The organism is Nonomuraea sp. NPDC003754 (assembly GCF_053605785.1).
The window spans coordinates 137,842-154,668 of the sequence record NZ_JBSGJX010000019.1; the positions used below are offsets into that span (position 1 = coordinate 137,842).

Consider the following 16,827-nt stretch of genomic DNA (forward strand, 5'->3'; position numbering starts at 1 on the left):
CTTGTGACTCACCACCTGGAAAAAGGGGGACGCGTGGTCGCGACTCTTTCCGAAATCGTGCGGTTAGCTCCCGACGGGGCCCGCGTCACCATCACCCTTCCGCCCGAGGCCGACCAGCTGGCCTGGCACGCGCACACCCGGTTCGCCGGGCCCCCGCTGGTCCAGAGCTTCGACCTGGCCCCCGCCGGCCAGCGGCAGGTGATCCCGAGGAAGATCTTCCCCGGCGGCAAGGTCGAGACGTTCCGCCGCTCGGGCTTCGACCTGGTGCTGTACGAGGCGGCCGACCGTACCAACAGCTGCCTGGTGTGGGCGGGGCCGCACAACGAGGCGACCACCTGGTTCGGCGGCCCCGCCCCCCGCCGCGCCGTCCTGAACCGCCTGGTGGCGAACCTGACCTTCGCCGACTCGCCGGAGGGCGCGCGGCTGGTGCCGGCCGACGCGGTGGCGAACCTCCAGCAGTCCACCACCGTGCTCATCGGCAACAGCGAGCGGATGGTCATGATGGTCAAGGACGCCCGGGGCGCGCGGGAGGAACTGCCCACCTGGAGGGGCGCGACGCAGGGCGACGCGGAGGTGTGGAAGGAGCCGCTGGGCCTCGACCCCGAGCAGGCCGACGCGGTGCGCGGCACGCCGTTCGAGTGGCGCTACATCATCGCCAACGCCACCTCCATCACCGAACTCGTCTTCCACCGGCGGGCGGCCGAGGCCGCGCAGCTCAGAAGCACCGAGGAGCACGACAAGGCCGCCGCCGTCCTGGCGGGCGTGAAGGCCGTGTGGGGCGGATGAGCCTCGCCACGGCTCTCGCCCTGCTGTCCCTGCTCCTGTCGGTCTTCGCGATCCTCGCGGTCGGCGCCGTCTACGCCCGGCTGCGGATGATGGAGCAGACCGTGCTGAAACCGGGGCGCGACCGGCTCGACGACGAGGTGCGCGAGGCGCCGCCCGCGCTCAGGCCCGGCCGTGACCAGGACGGCACGCTCGTCCTCATGCTCGACGCCTCCTGCTCCATCTGCCGGCAGGTCTGGGCCGCCGCGGCGGCCGTGTCGCGGTCCAGGACACGCGTCGTCGCGGTGTTCTCCCACGCGGACTCGGCCCAGGGTTTCGACGGACCCGTCGAGAAGGTGGCCGATCCCGACCTGTGGACCGCCCTCCACGAGGGATACACCCCGTGCGTGCTCGCGGTCGACGCCACGGGACGGATCACGGACCGGCGGTTCGTCTACGCCGACACCGACCTGCCCACCCTGTTCCACGACCTCATCCCCTCCCTCTCGACCTCCGGGAGCAGCCATGCGTCTTGACCTCATCCCTTCGGCCGAGACCGCGCCCGAAGGCGCGGCCCCGAGCCTCGTCCGCAGCCTCATCCCCGACGCCCCGGTCGCCCGCCGGACCGTGCTGCGCGGCCTGGTGGTCGGCGCGATCTCCGCCACGCTGGTGCCGTTCGAGTGGGTCCTGTCCAAGCGGGCCGCCCACGCCGCCGGGCCCACCTCGGAGTGGACCGCCGCCAACTGCAGTGACGGCTACCCCTACGGGTACGGCGAGGGCGCCAACAACTGGTGGGTGGACAACAAGAAGGTCTGTTTCGGCGGCTGGCGGATGGGCAGCTACCCCTGCTCGTCCGGGTCGAGGGGATACCACTTCGAAGGCTGGCGCGGCTACTACGACGAGGGCTACACCTCCACGCGCGTCACCACCTGCAGCAGGCGCAACGCCTGGCGGTGGACCTCCAGCGGCACCACCTACCGCTGCTCCGACGCCAGCACCTTCGTCCGCTGGAACGACGGCGACAGCTACACCGGCCTGACGATCGCCATGTGCTTCCTGTGATCGCACTTCGCAGGCTGGGCCTTCACCCCGTCGTCCTCGCGGCGCCGATCGTGCTCGGCGCCGCGGTGCCGTGGGCGGTGAAGGCCCCGGCCTTCCTCCTGTTCCTCTGGGCGGGCCTCAACGCCGGGTACGCCAACTCCGGCAGCACTTGAAGCCACAACTCGGCATTCCTGCTGAGCGCGTCGGTCTGGCGCGGTTCTGGTGCGTTGGCCTACTTCGGTGTCGGCCTGCTGCTCGGGGCGTCGAGCGTCGCCCTCGTCGCCGGGGCGATCGGTGGCGTGCTCCAGGCGCTTCTTCCGCCGTACGTCCGGCTCGCGGGCCTGGCCCTCCTGGCGGTGGTGGTTTTCCTGCGGGAGGCGGGCCTGATCACGCTGACGGTCCCGGAGAACCGGCGGCTCGTGCCCGAGCACGTGCTCGGCCGCGGCCGGGTGCTGGGCGGCATCCAGTTCGGGTTCGAGATGGGGACGGGCATGCGCACGTACTCCCCGTCGGCCCTGCCCCACCTGGTGCTCGTGTCGCTGCTGCTCGCCGTGCCGTTCTCCGGCGCGATGGCCGCGGCGGTGGGCTTCGCCGCGGCGCGCTGGATCATGGCGGCGGCCAGCATCACCCACGGTGACGACGGGGAGTGGACGGAGCTCTGGCTCGGCAACCAGCGGCTGCTGGCCGTCGCGACCGCGGTCGGGACCATCGCTTCCCTGCTGCTCGGCCTCTGGGCGGCCGGATGGTGAAGGCACTCGTCGTCGTCCACGACAGCGGGTGCGGCGGGTGTTCGGCCATCGCGTCGGCGCTGTCCGGCGTGCTGGCCCCGCCCGTGCTCGTCCGTTCCTGCCGCGACCCGCACCTGGTACGGGAGTTCCCCGTGCTGCGCGGGGAGGTCCCGTGCGCCCGCCCGCTGGCGATCGCCCTGACGCAGGACGGCCGGGCCGAGCTGCTGAGCGGGTTGCGGCTGATGTGGCGGGGAGCGCTGCTGGTCGCCCCCGGCCGCCGCCGCGCCGCTTTCCGGCTGGCCGTCACCATCCTGAGAACCCGGCGCCGATCCACGACCGGATGACCGCCCCTCGCGCCATTCTTTCGCATGGCTTTCCGGCCGTTCCTTTCGCCATTCTTTCTTTTCTCGCGGCGCCAGAGGGAGAAACCGCCGGGCATTCAGGCCGGGTTCTCCGCGTGGGTCAGCGTCTCCCGACCGAGGAAATGGTTCACGCGGCCGGACGGCCCTGCGCGACATGCGGAGGCCTTCTCAACTTTTCGAGGGAGCCGGGTTCGCGCGGCGGGCGGGGAAGCCGTGGGTGCGCGCGGCGATCACGACGGCCAGCACCGGCGTCAGGAGCACCAGGACGGTCCACGGGAAGGAGGCGGCGCCCAGGAGGTTCAGCAGCACGCCGCCGGCCACGCCGCCGCCCGCCATGGCCGCGTTCCACAAGGTGACGAGCATCGCCTGGGCCGTGTCGGCCGCCTTGCCACCCGCCTGGCCGACGGCGGTCTGCAACAGGGTGGGGACGCCGCCCCAGCCGAGCCCCCACAGCGTCACCGCGACGTAGACCAGGGCGGGGCTGCCGGCCGGCACCGCCAGGGCAGCGGCCGCCACGGCGACCAGGACGGTGCCCGCGACGGTGAGCGCGCGCAGCCGCCGGTCGATGTGCGCGCCGACGATCCAGATGCTCACCAGGGAGGCGGCGCCGAACAGCAGCAGGACGAGGTCGACCGAGTCGCCCATGCCGAACCGGTCGAGGAAGGTGGCGATGTAGGTGTAGAGGATGGTGTGCGCCAGAACGAACACCAGCGTGACGACCAGGATGGGGGCCACGCCGGGGACGGTGAGGGTCCGCAGGATCGGCGGCCGGCCGGCACGCCGCTGTCCCGGCTGGTCGGGGACCGCCAGCAGGATCCACGCGACCAGGACGACGGCCACTCCGGTCATGACCGAGAACGTCACCTGCCAGCCGAGCACCCCGCCGAGGAAGGTCCCCGCGGGCACGCCCAGCGACAGCGCGAGCGGGATGCCCGCCATGACGACCGCGATCGCCTTGCCCTGCAGGTGGTCGGGGGCCAGCCGGCGGGCGTACCCGGCCAGCAGGGCCCACACCAGCCCCGCGGCCACCCCGGCGACGAACCTGGCCGCCATGGTCAACGGGAAGGACGCCGAGACCGCCGTCACCGTGTTGGCGACGGCGAACCCCGCCACCCCGGCCAGCAGCAACCGCCTGCGCGACCACCCCGCCGTGGCGGCGGAGAGCGGGATCGCCGCGACCGCCGTGCCGATCGCGTAGATCGTCACGGACTGCCCCATCGCTGACACGCTGACGCCGAGGTCGGCGCTCATCGCGGGAAGCACGCCGGCGGGCAGCGCCTCGGTCAGAACGGTGATGAAGGCGGCCGTGGTCAACGCCAGAAGCGCGGCGAGCGGGAGTTTCCGGTCATCGGTGGCGGCGCGGGGACCGACAATGGTGTCGTGATCTCTCATGGCTCGTATGCTCAAACCATCACATAGATGTGAAGGTCAATGTGACGAGGTGTGAGGTGGAGCACATGCGCATCGGAGAGCTGTCCGAGCGGACCGGCACGCACCGCCGGCTGTTGCGCTACTACGAGGAGCAGGGGCTGATCGCCCCCGACCGCTGCGCGAACGGCTACCGCACCTACGACGAGCGTCTCGTCGACCGGGTCCTGCAGATCAGAGGGCTGCTCGACGCGGGCCTGCCGACCAGGATCATCAAACAGATCCTGCCCTGCCTCGACAAGCCCAGAATCATCCACTTCACCGACGCGACACCGGAGATGCTCTCCACTCTGGAACAGGAGCGCGATCGCATGACCCGGCGCATCTCCTGCCTGACCCGCAACAGGGACGCGATCGCCGACTACCTCGACGCCGTCCGCGCCGACGCCGCACCCGGCCCGGCGCCCGAGCCCCCCGCGACCCCCTGACACGCCTTGGCGGGCCGCGCACGGCCCACGCCCTCAGAAGGTGATCTCGTCGACCCGCGCGATCCTGGCGCCCGAGGCGGCCAGCTCCCTCTCCACCTCGGCGGCGATCTCGCCGGCCGGCCGGTCGGCGTCGTAGGTGGCGTGGGCATCACTGACCAGCGTCACCTCGTGGCCGAGGGCCAGCGCCGTGAGCGAGGTCTCGCGGACGCAGTACTCGCTCTGCATGCCCGCCACCACCACGTGGCCGGCCGGCGGCAGCAGGTCGATCAGGTCGGTGTTGGCGAAGGAGTCGGGGACCTCCTTGTCGATGACGGGCTCACCCTCGAGCGGCCGGTGGACCAGCTCCCACCCCGGCGAACCCGGCACGTCGGGATCGCGGGGCCCGCCGTTGTTGCGGACCCAGACCACCGGCTCGCCGGCGGCGCGCGCCCGGTCGAGCAGGGCGCCGATCGCCGTTGACACGCTCTCCCAGGCCGGGACGGGGGTGGGGGGCTCCAGCATGTTCCGCTGGACGTCGATGAGCAGAAGCACCCGAACACCGTATCGAATCACTGCGCGCGGCGCCATGACAGCCGCCGCCAGTCCATGACAGCGATATGACAGCGGCGCCGTGCAGGGTGAGCGGCATGACACACGTTCTCATCGTCGGCTCCGGGCCGACCGGACTGACCCTCGCCATCGAGCTGGCCCGCCGCGGCGTCGACCTGCGCATCGTGGAGAAGTCTCCCGTGCACCCCGAGGGTGTGCGGGGCAAGGGGCTGCAGCCGCGCACGCTCGAGATCTTCCACGACATGGGGGTCATCGACGAGATCCTGGCGACGGGCGCGGTCTATCCTCCGCTGCGCGCCTACAAGGACGGGCAGACGGTGTGGGAGGGCCGCATGCACGAGCCGGAGGAGCCCAGCGCGAGCGTGCCGTACCCGATGGTGATCATGCAGCCGCAGTGGCGCACCGAGCGGATCCTCAGGGAGCGGCTGGCGCGGCTCGGCCACGAGGTGGAACTGGGCGTGGAGGTCACGGCGTTCGAGCAGGACGCCGAGGGGGTGACGGCCACGCTCGCCGACGGCGAGCGGATCAGGTGCGCCTACCTGGTGGGCGCGGACGGCGGGCGCAGCACCGTGCGCAAGGCGCTGGGCGTCGGGTTCGTGGGGGAGACGTTCGAGAGCGAGCGGATGCTGCTGGCCGACGTGAAGGTCCCCGACGTCGACAGGGGGCACTGGCACCTGTGGGGCGACATGGCGAGCCGCAAGCTCGACGTGAGCCTGTGCCCGCTGCCGGGAACGGACCTGTTCCAGCTCACCGCCCCCTACACCGGGGAGGACGACGTGACGCGGATCCTGGACGAGCACGCGGGCGTGAAGCCGACGGAGGTGGTCTGGCGGTCGGAGTACCGGGTCAACATCAGGATGGCCGAGCGGTTCAGGGTGGGCAGGGTCTTCCTGGCCGGCGACGCGGCGCACGTCCACTCGCCCGCCGGCGGCCAGGGGCTGAACACCGGCGTGCAGGACGCCTACAACCTCGGCTGGAAGCTGGCCGTCGGCTCCGAGCCGCTGCTCGACAGCTACGAGCAGGAGCGGATGCCGGTCGCCGAGCACGTGCTCGGGCTGAGCACCCGCCTGCTGAGGGAGGGCGACCACACACGGGACGAGGAGACGCAGCAGCTGACCCTCGGCTACTGGTACGGCCCGCTGTCGGAGGGGCCACGCGGCGGTGAGCGGGTGCCGGGCGTGTACGGCGGCGGCCGGTTCACGCTGCTCGCCGACACCACCGAGCGGTACGGCGACGCGGCGCGGGTGCTGCCCCCGCTGCCGGGCCAGGAGGGCGTGCTGCTCGTCCGGCCCGACGGCTACGTCGGCTACGACGGCGACGAGGCGGGCGTGCGCGCCTACCTGTCACGGCTCGGCGTGGAGACCGCGTAGCGAGCGTGCGCCCACCGGCACGGCGTTGCGTGCGCTCACCGGCACGGCGTTGCGTGCGCCCACCGGTTCACGGCTCGGTGTCGAGACCGCGTAGCCGACGGGCCTCGGCCACCATGGCGGCCGCCTCGGGGGCGGGCCGCCACGCCGCCGCGCCCTCCAGCACGGTCGCCCGCACGGTCTTGTCGTCGCACCCCGCCGTCAGCTCCAGCGCCATGTCCGCGTGGTCGCGCGAGCCCGACGCCGTGGCCAGCTCCAGATGGATGAGCGCCACCAGCTGCGCGGGCGCTCCCTCGACGAGCGTCAGCGCCTCGCGCAACAGCTTCGCGGCCGTCACGGGATCGCCGCCGCGCCGCGCCAGCTCGCCCCGACCGTGCAGGACGCGGGCGCGGGCCACCGGGTCGGACTCGGCCGCCTCCCACGCCTGGTCGAGCGCCGCCCCGGCGGCGGCGAAGTCGCCGAGCCTGGCATGCAGCTGGGCCAGGCGCACCCTGAGCATCACGGGGCCGGGGATCGCCTCCAGGCCGCCGATGGCCGTGGCGTGCCGTACGGACTCCGTGGCGAAGGACAGCGCTCGGGCCGTCTCGCCACGGTTCTCCGCGGCGAGGGACAGCCAGGTGAGGGTCATGGCCTTGCCCCAGCGGTCGCCGGTCGCGCTGTAGCCGTCGAGGGCGGTCGCCAGCAGGGCGTCGGCCGCGCCGGGCGTGCCGTACTCGAACTCGACGATGCCCGCGATCAGCCGCACCGTCGACCTGATCCACGGGTCGGGGTGGTCGCCGAGCCTGGCCAGCGACCCTCGCACCCGCGCCATGACGTCGCCGGGCGCGGCGGCCGCGCCGGTCAGCCCCCACCAGGCCAGCGCCGCGGGATGGTCGGAGGCCAGCAGCGCCGGACCCGGCTCGCCGCCGATGACCGCCGCGCACAGCTCGGCCGCGAACCCGTCCCCCGCGGGCATCCTGGACGCCCACGCCCGGGCCTCCCGCCGCCGGCCCCGCATGATCCACAGCCAGGTCCTGGCCAGGAAGAGCCTGAGCGGATCGTCGGTACGGCCGAGGGCGGCGTCGAGGTTGGCCTGCTCGGCCTCGAACACCGCCAGCCCTTCGAGCTGGCGTTCCGTCCTGAGGGTGGCGTCGGCCCGCTCGGCCAGCGCGGTGTAGTAGCCGTCGTGGGCGGCCACGACCGACGGGTCGTCGAGCTTCTCCGCGGCGTAACGGCGCACGGTCTCCAGCACGGTGTAGCGCTCGCCCGTGAACGTCACCAGCGACTTGTCCACCAGCGACTCGATGCCGGGCCCGCACACCTCGCGCACCGCCTCGTAGGTGGCACCGCCGGAGAACACCGACATCCTGGCCAGCAGCCGCCGCTCGCCGGGCGACAGCAGCTCCCAGCTCCAGTCGATCACGGCGCGCAGCGTGCGGTGCCGGGGCTCGGCCGTACGGCTGCCGCGCAACGACAACCGGTCACCGAGCTGGGCGGCCAGCTGCGCGGGCGACAGGGTGCGCAGCCGCGCGGCGGCCAGCTCGATCGCCAGCGGGATGCCGTCGAGCTCGCGGCAGATGTCCGCCACACCGGACAGGTCGAGCCCCGACCTGGCGGCGGCCGCGCGGTCGCGGAACAGCTCGACGGCCGCCACCTCGTCCAGCGGCGGCACGGCGTGCAGGTGCTCGCCGGTGATGTCCAGCGGCTCCCTGCTGGTGGCGATGACGCGCAGCCCCGGGATCTCGGCCAGCAGCCGCGCCGCCACGTCGGCCGCCTGGTCGATCACGTGCTCGCAGTTGTCCAGCACGATCACCGGGGAGGTGCCGCGCAGCGCCGCCACGGGATCGGCGGCCTTCACCGCGCTGGACAGCGCGGTCAGCACGTCCGACGCGGGCGCGAGCGGGATCAGCCACACACCGTCGGGAACCCTGAGAGTGGCGGCGGTCTCGATCGCCAGCCGCGTCTTGCCCGCGCCGCCCGGACCGGTCAGCGTGACCAGCCTGGCGACGCCGAGCAGCTCGCGCACCCTGGCCACGTCGGCGGCACGCCCGACGAAGCTGGTCAGCTGGGCGGGCAGCGTCGAGCCCGGATCCTCCCGCAGCGCCGCCTCGTAGGCGTCGAGCAGCTCGCGACCGGGGTCGGTGCCGAGCTCGTCGGCCAGCCGCCGCCTGATCCGCTCGAACACCTCCAGCGCCTCCGCCCGCCGCCCTGCCGACAGCAGCGCCCGCACCAGCAGCGCGTGGTACGGCTCCCGCAGCGGATGCGCGGCGACCAGCCCCTCGAGCTCGGCCGTCGCGTCGACACCCCGCGCCACGTCGGCCCCGATCCGCGTCGCGAGCGTCGCCAGGCGCAGCTCCTCGAGGTGGGCGGTGGGCGCGACGGCGAAGAGCAGGCCGGAGGCGTCCGCGAGAGCCGTACCGCGCCACAGAGACAGCGCCTCCTCGGCCGCGCCCTCGCGCGCCAGCCGCTCGAACCGCCACGCGTCGACGTCGTCGGCCCGCACGTCGAGCAGGTAGCCGGACGGATGCGTGACGATCAGGCCAGGAACCTCCCTGCGGGCGCGCGAGACGAGCGACTGGAGCGCGGCGGCCGGGTGCGCGGGCGGGTCGTCCTGCCACAGGTCGTCGACGAGGCGTTCGGCCGCCACCACCCTGCCGGGGTCGAGCGCCAGCCTGACCAGCAGCGCGCGCGGCAGGGCGCCGCGAACCGTCGCGCCTGGCACGTGGAGGGGGCCGAGTATCCCGATGCGCATGCCCACATCCAAGCGTGCCCCTTCCGGACACCGTCACCGACCCCGTCACCTGACCCGCTGCCCACCCGCACACCCTGCCGCCGGCCTCGTCACCTGACTGGTGTTCACCTCTGAACACCGCCACCGGACGGAGCGCGCCGATCGGCTACGCGTGCGGCCCCACGGTGATCGTGCCGATCGTCAGCCGAGGGGTGGCCTCCAGGATCTCGCCCACCCTGCCGACCTGCTCGTCCAGCTCCTTCAGCTGCGCGGCGCTCAGCTCGTCGAGCGGTTCCACGGTGACGTCCAGGCGCCTGCCGGACCGGCGCTGGTGCCACACCCCCGCCACGATCCCGTCGACCAGCAGCACCGGATAGTTGCCCGCCTGTCCGCCGCCCAGCGCGCGGTCCCACGCCCTGCCGGGGAACAGCTGCTCGCGCGGATGCGAGCCGACCACGAAGGCGTCGAAGTACGGCAGCAGCCGCACGCCTCTCGCCGGCTCGCCGGGCGCCTCGGTGTCGCCCGCGTTCACCCAGCCGCCTTCGACCTCGTCGAGCGCCGCCCGCTCGAACACCCTGGCCGCCCAGGTGACGGGCGCCGCCAGCCATCGGGCGAAGTGCTGGGGCGTGGCCGGGCCGTAGGAGTGGAGGTAGGCCCTGAGCAGCTCGGCCTGCGCGGTCCCAGGGTCGGCGGGCCGTACGTCCGGGCTGGTGTAGGTCACCTTGCGGCCCCGGTTGGGCCCGAACGCGAGCACGCCCCGGTGCGCCGCCAGGTGGGTCGCCTGGCGCCAGCGCGACCACTTCGTCTGGAAGGCGTCCATGACGCGGTCGCCCGCCCAGGGGCCCGCGATGTCGACGACCGCCTCGTCCAGCTCGTCGATCGTGAGTGCCCGGTCCTTGAGCGCGCTGCCGATCGCCTCGACGACCTTCTCGATCTGGTCGGGGGTGAGCAGGTCGACGCGTCCCGCGGGGATGGACGAGAGGGCGCCCGTCCACATGGCCAGGTCGGCGGTGGGGAGCAGGTGCACGGTGCCGCGCGGGCCGTACGTCTTGGTCAGGCTGTGCTCGGTCCACAGCGCCTCGCGGACGTCCACCCTGGTGGTGCCGGGCAGCCGGAGGCTGACCGACAGCTCGGCGGCGGACAGGATCTGCGCGTGCGCCCCGCACATCGCGGCGACGACGTCGGCGGGGCCGCCCTGCTGGGGGAAGTGGCGCGCGAGACGACGGGCGTTCCAGTTCATGGTCTCAGCGTAGGAGCCATTGCGGCACGATTCGTTCCGCTATTCATGCGGAGCGAATCGCTCCGCTAGAGTGGGTGCATGAGAGCGATCGTGATGGACGAGTTCGGCGGGCCCGAGGTGTTGCGGCCACGCACGGTTGACGACCCTGCCCCCGGCGAGGGCCAGGTGCTGGTGGAGGTGGCGTTCGCGAGCATCACCTTCGTCGAGACCCAGGTGAGGGCGGGAACCGGGCCCTTCGCGCCGCCCGCGCTGCCCCGCACGCCCGGCAACGGCGTCGGCGGCAGGATCGTCGCCGTCGGTCCAGGCGTCGACCAGGGGCTGGTCGGAACGACAGTGGTGACGACCACCGGCGGCGCGGGCGGTTACGCCTCGCTGGCCGTGGCCGCCGCCGCCGATGCCGTACCCGTGCCGGACGGCGTGCCGCTGCGCGACGCGGTGGCGTTGCTCGCCGACGGGCGTACCGCGGTGATGCTCCACGAGCAGGCGGAGATCAAGCCCGGCGAGCGCGTCCTGGTGCTGGCCGCCGGCGGCGGCGTCGGCGGCCTGCTCCTGCAACTGGCCAAGGCCGCCGGGGCCGTCGTGACCGGGGCCGCGCGCGGCAAGCGCGAACTCGTGGAGCGCTTCGGCTCCTACGTCGACTACTCGGCCGAAGGATGGGCCAGCTCCCTCGAAGTCGACGTGGTCTTCGACGGGGTCGGCGGCAACGTGGGCACCGAGGCGCTGACCGCCCTCCGCCCCGGCGGCCGAGCCAGCCTGTACGGCATGGCGAGCGGGTCGTGGTCGCGGACGGACGGCCTGCCGATCACCGTCATCGAGCGCGGCGGACCGCCCAGCCAGGACGAACTACGCCGGCTGGTCGCCAGAGCGCTGGAACTGGCCGCCGAGGGGCAACTGGTGCCGACGATCGGGCAGACCTACCCGCTGGAGGAGGCGGCCGCGGCACACCGCGCGATCGAGACCCGCCAGACCACGGGCAAGACCCTGCTGGTCATCTGACCCCGGCACACCCGACCCGCCGGGGTTCCTCTCGCCGGCCGCGCCGGGCGGCACGGTTTCCCTACGTGATCCCGCCCGGCTTCCCTACGTGATCCCGCCCGGCCGCCGGGGTTTCCCTCCCCGATCGCGCCGAACCGGTCACGCCGGGCGGTCGCCGGTCCCCTCCTCGGCCACGCCGGGCGGTCGCGGGTCCCCTCCTCGGCCATGCGGAGCGGTCGCGGTTCCCCCTATCTGATCGCGCCGAACGCGACCGCGGTGGTCGAGGCGATCACCGTGGTCAGCACGACCAGGAACAGCACCGAACGCATCGGATTGCGCCGCTGCGGCTTCGGTTCCTCCGGCTTGGCGTGGACGTGTTGCGGCACGGGCGGCTTCGAGGGTGCCGGCGTGGCCACCGGCGTCTTGACCGGTGGACGGGCGCGCACGGGCAGGACCGGTTCAGGACGGGGCGTGGGCCTGGGCGGCTTGCTTCTCGGCCGGGTGGGGGCGGGGGTCGGCTCGGGCGGCGGCTGCGGCTTCGGCTCGGGCTTCGGCTCGGGCTCGGGCTCCGGGGGCTGGGGGGTGGGGGAGGGCGGCGTGGGGGGCGCGGGGGGCGGCGGAGGGGGCTGGCAGGCGTCCGGCCCGACCTGGACCACCACGTTCGCCACGCTGATGCACACCGCGACGCCGACGCTCACCTCGACCGCGTTGTCACCGGGGCCCGGTGCCGTCACGCTCACCCACCCCTGCTCGTCCGCCTCTTCCTCGGGCGTGACGTGCTTCTGGTGCACCGCCACCGGGCGGGCGCCCGCCCGGCGCGTGAGGCGCGGACCGTAGCCGCTCCCTGCGGCGCCTCCGCGGGCCCCGATCGCCGGGTAGGCGGTGACCTTCTTCCGCGCCGCGACCGCCGGGCCGGAGACGGCGCTGTCGTGCGCCATGCGCGCCGGGTATGCGGTGACGTTCTTCGAGGCCGCGCCTGTCACGTCGGCGGTGGCATTCCTCTGGGCGGTGGTTGCCGGGCCGGTGGTGACGTTCTTCTGGGCGGTGGCTGCCAGCTCAGGGGTGACGTTCTTCGGGGTCGTGCCTGTCGCGTCGGTGGTGACGTCCCTTTGGGCGCTGGTCGCCGGGCCGGGGGTGATGTTCTTCGGGGTCGTGCCTGTCGCGTCGGGGGTGAGGTTCTTCCGCGCCGCCACCGCTGGTGTGGAGGCGGCGGTACCGCGGGTGCCGACCGCGGCGGGGGAGGTAGCGGTCTTGCGGGAAGCGGTCACGGGGTGGGAGGTGGCGATCTCTCGGGTTGCGGTCACGGGGTGGGACGTGGTGGTGCTCTTCCGCGGGTTGAGGAGGGCGGAGCCGGGGGTGGCGGGCGTGCGAGGGGAGACGGCGGTGGAGGTGGGAAGGGCGGAGCCGGTGGTGGCGGGCGTGCGAGGGGAGACGGCGGTGGAGATGGGAACGGCGGAGCCGGGGGCGGCGGACGTGCGAAGGGAGAGGGCGGCGGAGGTCGGGAGGGCGGGGTCGGGGGTGGCGGACGGCTGGGGCATGGTGGGCAGGGCGGGGCCCAGGCAGAGCGCGCCCGCCACCAGTGCCGCCGCCCTCACGCGCTCCCCGCGATCCGCTGGAACTCCTGCAGCGCGGCCTGCAACGCCTCAGGCCCCACCGCCAGCGCCCCCGCGAACGCGTGCGAGATGTCCCAGGTCAGGTAGATGCCGACGCCCAGCATCCCGGCCATCGCCATCAGCGGCACCAGGGTGAGTCCGCGCGGCCGCGCCCCCGCGAGGAACGGGAAGACGATCACCACGATCCCGGTCAGCACGGTCAGCCACAGCAGTCCCGAAGGCGGCGTGGTGCCCGCGTCGGCGGCCCTGCGGCTGCGCGACGCCGACAGCTCCTCGACCTTGTCGAGCACCTGCGCCTTGGCGTTCGCGTCGAGGTCGGCCGCGTCGATCCTGTTGCGCAGCGCGTCGAGGCGCGCTCCGCCCTCGGGCGACATCCTGCCCTCCGCCATCAGCGGCCATTCGTCGCGCACGACGAACCTGACGTAGTCGTTCAGGCTCTGCCGTATCCACATCTTGTCGGCCTCGGGCAGGTCGCCGGCGGCCCAGTAGGTCTCCACGGCCGCCTGGCCTTCGGCGAAGGTGTTCTGGCGGGCGGCGTCGGCCGTGGTCCACGGCACGATGATGGCGATCGCGAACACCAGGAGGAAGAGCGCCGACAGCATCGCGCCCGCGTGGCCGGTGGACGGGCCACCCGGGTCGCGGTCCTCGGTGCCAAGCTTCCTGAACAGGAAGGCGGTGAGCGCGACCACGGCGACGGCGGCCGCCACGGCGGCAATCAGGGCAAGCATGACCCAGACTCTAGTGACTACGGTGTGTCACGTCGCGAACACGCAAAGATTTTCTCCGCGGCGTGTCGAGAACGCCCGGCGGTGTCCGACCAAGGGGCATGAACTACCTACTGACGATCTCCATGAACCCGGAAGCCGCGGGCACGCTGTCCGACGAGCAGCGCGACATGCTCGTCGAGCTGACCGGTCAGGCGGGGCAGGAGGTGTGCCCGGCGTGAACACCATCCAGAAGACCATCGACGAACTGGTCGCCTCGGGTGCCGAGAGCGGGGTCCAGGTCGCCGTCTACCGGCACGGCGAGCTCGTCGTCGACGCCACGGCCGGCGGCCTCGCGCCGTCCGCTCTCGTCTACAGCGCCTCCACCGGCAAGGCCGTCACCGCCACCGTCGTCCACGTGCTCGTGGCGCGCGGAGTGCTGTCCTACGACACGCCGATCGCCGCGCTGTGGCCCGAGTTCGGCGCGCACGGCAAGGCGGCGGCCACCGTACGGCACGCGCTCACTCACACCGTCGGCGTGCCCGCCGTACCGGAGGGCACCACGGTCGAGGACCTGAGTGACTGGGACACGATGTGCCGCGGCATCGCCGGCTCGGTGCCGTGGTGGGAGCCCGGCACGAAGACCGGCTACCACGCTCACACGTTCGGCTGGATCCTCGGCGAGGTCGTCCGCAGGGCGACGGGCAGACCCGTCTCGCAGGTGCTCCGTGAGGAGATCACCGAGCCGCTCGGCATCGCCGACGAGCTGTTCCTCGGCGTCCCGGCCGCCGCGCTGGGCAGGGTGGCCCGCCTCGACGACGCGCCTGGCAACGCCGCGATCCTCGCCGCCATGGGCGACTTCCCCGGCACGCCCCGCGCCCTCATGCCCGGCGCGGACTACGCCAACAGGGCCGACGTGCTCACCGCCGACATCCCCGCGGGCGGCACCTTCTCCGCCCGCGCGATCGCCCGGATGTACGCCGCCCTGCTCGGCGAGGTGGACGGCGTGCGCCTGCTGTCGCCCGAGCACCTGCGCGAGGTGACCGCGCCCGCCTTCACCGGCACCGACCAGCTCATGGGCAACCCGGTCACGTGGGCGCTGGGCTACGCGGCGGGCCGTCCCGACGGCTCGCGCCCCGAGACCGCTTTCGGCATGGTCGGCATCAACGGGAGCGCGGCCTTCGGCGACACCGCGGCCGGGCTGGCGTTCGCGCTGACGAAGACCCGCTTCTCCCTCGCGGACGCGAGCACGGTCAACCAGATCCTGCCCCTCCTGCCGTGACCCGCCCGCCGCTCCACGCCCGGGCGCCAGGTCCCTGAAGCCCGGCCTCTGGGTCCTCGCGAGAGGAGGGAGTCCTGGGAAGCGGGCGTTGCAGCGAGTCAGCGGGAGGCGGATGCCGCGGTCTTCCCGTGGATCCGGGCACAGGGGACGGGTCGGTCGTTTCGGTAGCTCGGGGGTGGGAGTCGAGCCGCGGCTCCGGGGCGGGGGGTCGGGCCGCCCCGGGGTGATTCCGCGCGGCCTCAGGTCAGGTGCCGCAGGGTGTACGCCGGGTCGGCGTAGGCGCCGCCCTGGAGTGCCGGACCTTCCGTGTCGCCGAGCGTGCCGGCGTACGCCTCGGCGTCGTCCTGCGGCTGGTAGCCCTCGCTCAGCTCCCAGAAGCGCCGCGTGTTGGCCGAGACCGCGTAGAGCGTGCGGAAGCCCGCGTCCTTCCGCGTGAGCGCGTCGACGAAGAAGCCGGCGCAGTCCCCGGGGCTCAGCCAGGTCGACAGCTGGCGCGCGTCGGCGGGTTCGGGTTCGAGGCTGCCGATGCGCAGGCACACGACCTCCAGGCCGAACTTGTCGGCGTACAGCCTGCCGAGGGCTTCGACGGCCACCTTGCTCACGCCGTACAGGCCGTCGGGGCGGGGCGGCATGTCGGGGGAGACGGTCACGGCGGAGGGGTAGCACCCGGTCAGCCGGTTGCTGCTGGCGAGCACGACCCGGGGCACGCCCGCGCGCCTGGCCGCTTCGAGGACGTGGTGGGTGCCCAGCACGTTGCCTTCCAGCAGGTCGGGCAGCGGGGCCTCGTCGGGCACGCCCGCCAGGTGCACGATCGCGTCGGCGCCCGCGACGATGCCGGCCACCGTCTCGGGGCTGTCGAGGACGGCCTGCCGTACCTCCTCGCCGGGGGCCTCGGGGGTCAGCGGCCTGCGGTCGACGAGCACCAGCCGGGTGGCCGCCTCGCGCAGCGCACCGCGGATCGCGGTCCCCACCAGCCCGGCGGCTCCTGTCACTACCACGGTGTCCAAAGCCATGCGCCGGAGTCTGTCACGCTCATTGACAAGCAGGATTTTTACGTACAACATTGTTTTCGCAATGAGAGACGTCCTGTACCTGGAACAGATCGAGCAGGCCGAGGCCCTGCTCAAGCCGCAGCGCATCGAGGTGCTGCGGCAGCTGGCCGAGCCGCGCACCTGCACCGAGGTCGGCGCCCGGCTCTCCCAGACCCCGCAACGCGTCTACTACCACGTCAAACGGCTGGTGGAGGCCGGGCTGGTCGAGCAGGTGTCCGAGCGCAAGGTGCGCGGCATCAGCGAAGGCATCTATCAGGCCACCGCCCGCTCCTACTGGCTCTCACCCCGTCTCGTCGGGCGCATCGGCGGCCTGAGGAAGGCGCAGGACGAGCTGTCGCTCGGCTACCTCCTCGACCTGATGGAGGAGGTCCAAGCCGACATCGCGGCCCTGGATCGCACGGCCTCCGAGCTGCCGTCCATCGGCGTCTCGGGGGAGATCAGGGTGCCGCCCGAGCGGCGCCAGGAGTTCATGAACGACCTGCGCGACGCCCTGCAGGACCTCTTCACCCGATACGGCGGCGCCGAGGGCGACGCCTTCAAGCTGGCCGTGGCCTGCTACCCCAAGGGAGAGACACATGACTGAGCC

18 protein-coding genes are annotated in these 16,827 nt (G+C 73.2%); 11 read left to right on the forward strand and 7 right to left on the reverse strand.

The window, feature by feature from the left end; translation table 11 throughout:
* The first annotated feature begins 33 nt into the window (after positions 1 to 33).
* Genes ACWEVS_RS24015 through ACWEVS_RS24040 form a run of 6 tightly spaced genes read left to right on the forward strand, consistent with a single transcriptional unit; the run spans position 34 to position 2,875 of the window.
* The gene (locus tag ACWEVS_RS24015) at positions 34 to 786 is read left to right on the forward strand and encodes a hypothetical protein (protein ID WP_452418411.1); all 753 of its coding nucleotides are present in this window, start codon (positions 34 to 36) and stop codon (positions 784 to 786) included.
* A complete protein-coding gene (locus ACWEVS_RS24020) occupies positions 783 to 1,298 on the forward strand; it encodes a hypothetical protein (RefSeq protein WP_449918385.1) in 516 nt (171 codons plus the stop codon). Before ACWEVS_RS24015 ends, ACWEVS_RS24020 begins: the two co-directional genes overlap by 4 nt.
* Positions 1,288 to 1,824 carry a hypothetical protein gene (locus ACWEVS_RS24025; protein WP_449918382.1) on the forward strand — a complete coding sequence of 179 codons (537 nt, stop codon included), beginning with the start codon at positions 1,288 to 1,290 and terminating at the stop codon, positions 1,822 to 1,824. Before ACWEVS_RS24020 ends, ACWEVS_RS24025 begins: the two co-directional genes overlap by 11 nt.
* Positions 1,812 to 1,976 carry a hypothetical protein gene (locus ACWEVS_RS24030; protein ID WP_449918380.1) on the forward strand — a complete coding sequence of 55 codons (165 nt, stop codon included), beginning with the start codon at positions 1,812 to 1,814 and terminating at the stop codon, positions 1,974 to 1,976. The genes ACWEVS_RS24025 and ACWEVS_RS24030 overlap by 13 nt, the downstream gene beginning before the upstream one ends.
* Positions 1,977 to 2,030: 54 nt before the next feature.
* Positions 2,031 to 2,552 (forward strand): hypothetical protein, encoded by a 522-nt coding sequence (locus ACWEVS_RS24035; RefSeq protein WP_449918377.1) that lies wholly within the window; start codon positions 2,031 to 2,033, stop codon positions 2,550 to 2,552.
* A complete protein-coding gene (locus ACWEVS_RS24040; RefSeq protein WP_452553362.1) occupies positions 2,546 to 2,875 on the forward strand; it encodes a hypothetical protein in 330 nt (109 codons plus the stop codon). The genes ACWEVS_RS24035 and ACWEVS_RS24040 overlap by 7 nt, the downstream gene beginning before the upstream one ends.
* A gap of 186 nt (positions 2,876 to 3,061) precedes the next feature.
* Here the strand turns inward: ACWEVS_RS24040 and ACWEVS_RS24045 are convergent, their stop codons facing one another.
* Positions 3,062 to 4,285, reverse strand: a complete 1,224-nt coding sequence (locus tag ACWEVS_RS24045) for an MFS transporter (protein WP_452553364.1) — start codon at positions 4,283 to 4,285, stop codon at positions 3,062 to 3,064.
* A gap of 65 nt (positions 4,286 to 4,350) precedes the next feature.
* Here ACWEVS_RS24045 and ACWEVS_RS24050 point away from each other — a divergent pair, with 65 nt between their 5' ends.
* Positions 4,351 to 4,749 (forward strand): MerR family transcriptional regulator, encoded by a 399-nt coding sequence (locus ACWEVS_RS24050; protein WP_449918372.1) that lies wholly within the window; start codon positions 4,351 to 4,353, stop codon positions 4,747 to 4,749.
* Between the two features lie 33 nt (positions 4,750 to 4,782).
* Here ACWEVS_RS24050 and ACWEVS_RS24055 read toward each other — a convergent pair whose 3' ends face one another.
* Positions 4,783 to 5,280 (reverse strand): cysteine hydrolase family protein, encoded by a 498-nt coding sequence (locus ACWEVS_RS24055; protein WP_449918369.1) that lies wholly within the window; start codon positions 5,278 to 5,280, stop codon positions 4,783 to 4,785.
* A 95-nt stretch (positions 5,281 to 5,375) separates the two neighbouring features.
* Between ACWEVS_RS24055 and ACWEVS_RS24060 the strand changes: the two genes are divergently transcribed.
* On the forward strand, positions 5,376 to 6,668 hold the full coding sequence (locus ACWEVS_RS24060; RefSeq protein ID WP_452553366.1) for an FAD-dependent monooxygenase: 1,293 nt from the start codon (positions 5,376 to 5,378) through the stop codon (positions 6,666 to 6,668).
* A 67-nt stretch (positions 6,669 to 6,735) separates the two neighbouring features.
* Here ACWEVS_RS24060 and ACWEVS_RS24065 read toward each other — a convergent pair whose 3' ends face one another.
* Together ACWEVS_RS24065 and ACWEVS_RS24070 are read right to left on the reverse strand one after the other, a co-directional pair.
* On the reverse strand, positions 6,736 to 9,396 hold the full coding sequence (locus ACWEVS_RS24065; protein ID WP_452553367.1) for a BTAD domain-containing putative transcriptional regulator: 2,661 nt from the start codon (positions 9,394 to 9,396) through the stop codon (positions 6,736 to 6,738).
* Positions 9,397 to 9,541: 145 nt separating this feature from the next.
* On the reverse strand, positions 9,542 to 10,615 hold the full coding sequence (locus ACWEVS_RS24070; protein WP_452553369.1) for a winged helix DNA-binding domain-containing protein: 1,074 nt from the start codon (positions 10,613 to 10,615) through the stop codon (positions 9,542 to 9,544).
* Between the two features lie 78 nt (positions 10,616 to 10,693).
* Between ACWEVS_RS24070 and ACWEVS_RS24075 the strand changes: the two genes are divergently transcribed.
* Positions 10,694 to 11,611 carry a zinc-binding dehydrogenase gene (locus tag ACWEVS_RS24075; protein ID WP_452553371.1) on the forward strand — a complete coding sequence of 306 codons (918 nt, stop codon included), beginning with the start codon at positions 10,694 to 10,696 and terminating at the stop codon, positions 11,609 to 11,611.
* A 227-nt stretch (positions 11,612 to 11,838) separates the two neighbouring features.
* Here the strand turns inward: ACWEVS_RS24075 and ACWEVS_RS24080 are convergent, their stop codons facing one another.
* Entirely contained in the window at positions 11,839 to 13,185 is a 1,347-nt protein-coding gene (locus ACWEVS_RS24080; RefSeq protein WP_452553373.1) for a hypothetical protein, read from the reverse strand.
* Complete coding sequence (locus tag ACWEVS_RS24085) at positions 13,182 to 13,931, reverse strand: bestrophin-like domain (protein WP_452553375.1); 750 nt, start codon at positions 13,929 to 13,931, stop codon at positions 13,182 to 13,184. Before ACWEVS_RS24085 ends, ACWEVS_RS24080 begins: the two co-directional genes overlap by 4 nt.
* 214 nt (positions 13,932 to 14,145) lie before the next feature.
* Between ACWEVS_RS24085 and ACWEVS_RS24090 the strand changes: the two genes are divergently transcribed.
* On the forward strand, positions 14,146 to 15,189 hold the full coding sequence (locus tag ACWEVS_RS24090) for a serine hydrolase domain-containing protein (RefSeq protein WP_452553376.1): 1,044 nt from the start codon (positions 14,146 to 14,148) through the stop codon (positions 15,187 to 15,189).
* Positions 15,190 to 15,428: 239 nt separating this feature from the next.
* On the opposite strand, the gene ACWEVS_RS24095 is transcribed toward ACWEVS_RS24090, so the two are convergent.
* On the reverse strand, positions 15,429 to 16,202 hold the full coding sequence (locus tag ACWEVS_RS24095; RefSeq protein ID WP_452553378.1) for an NAD-dependent epimerase/dehydratase family protein: 774 nt from the start codon (positions 16,200 to 16,202) through the stop codon (positions 15,429 to 15,431).
* Between the two features lie 61 nt (positions 16,203 to 16,263).
* Here ACWEVS_RS24095 and ACWEVS_RS24100 point away from each other — a divergent pair, with 61 nt between their 5' ends.
* Positions 16,264 to 16,824 carry a helix-turn-helix domain-containing protein gene (locus ACWEVS_RS24100; protein WP_354914456.1) on the forward strand — a complete coding sequence of 187 codons (561 nt, stop codon included), beginning with the start codon at positions 16,264 to 16,266 and terminating at the stop codon, positions 16,822 to 16,824.
* The last annotated feature ends 3 nt before the right edge of the window (positions 16,825 to 16,827 follow it).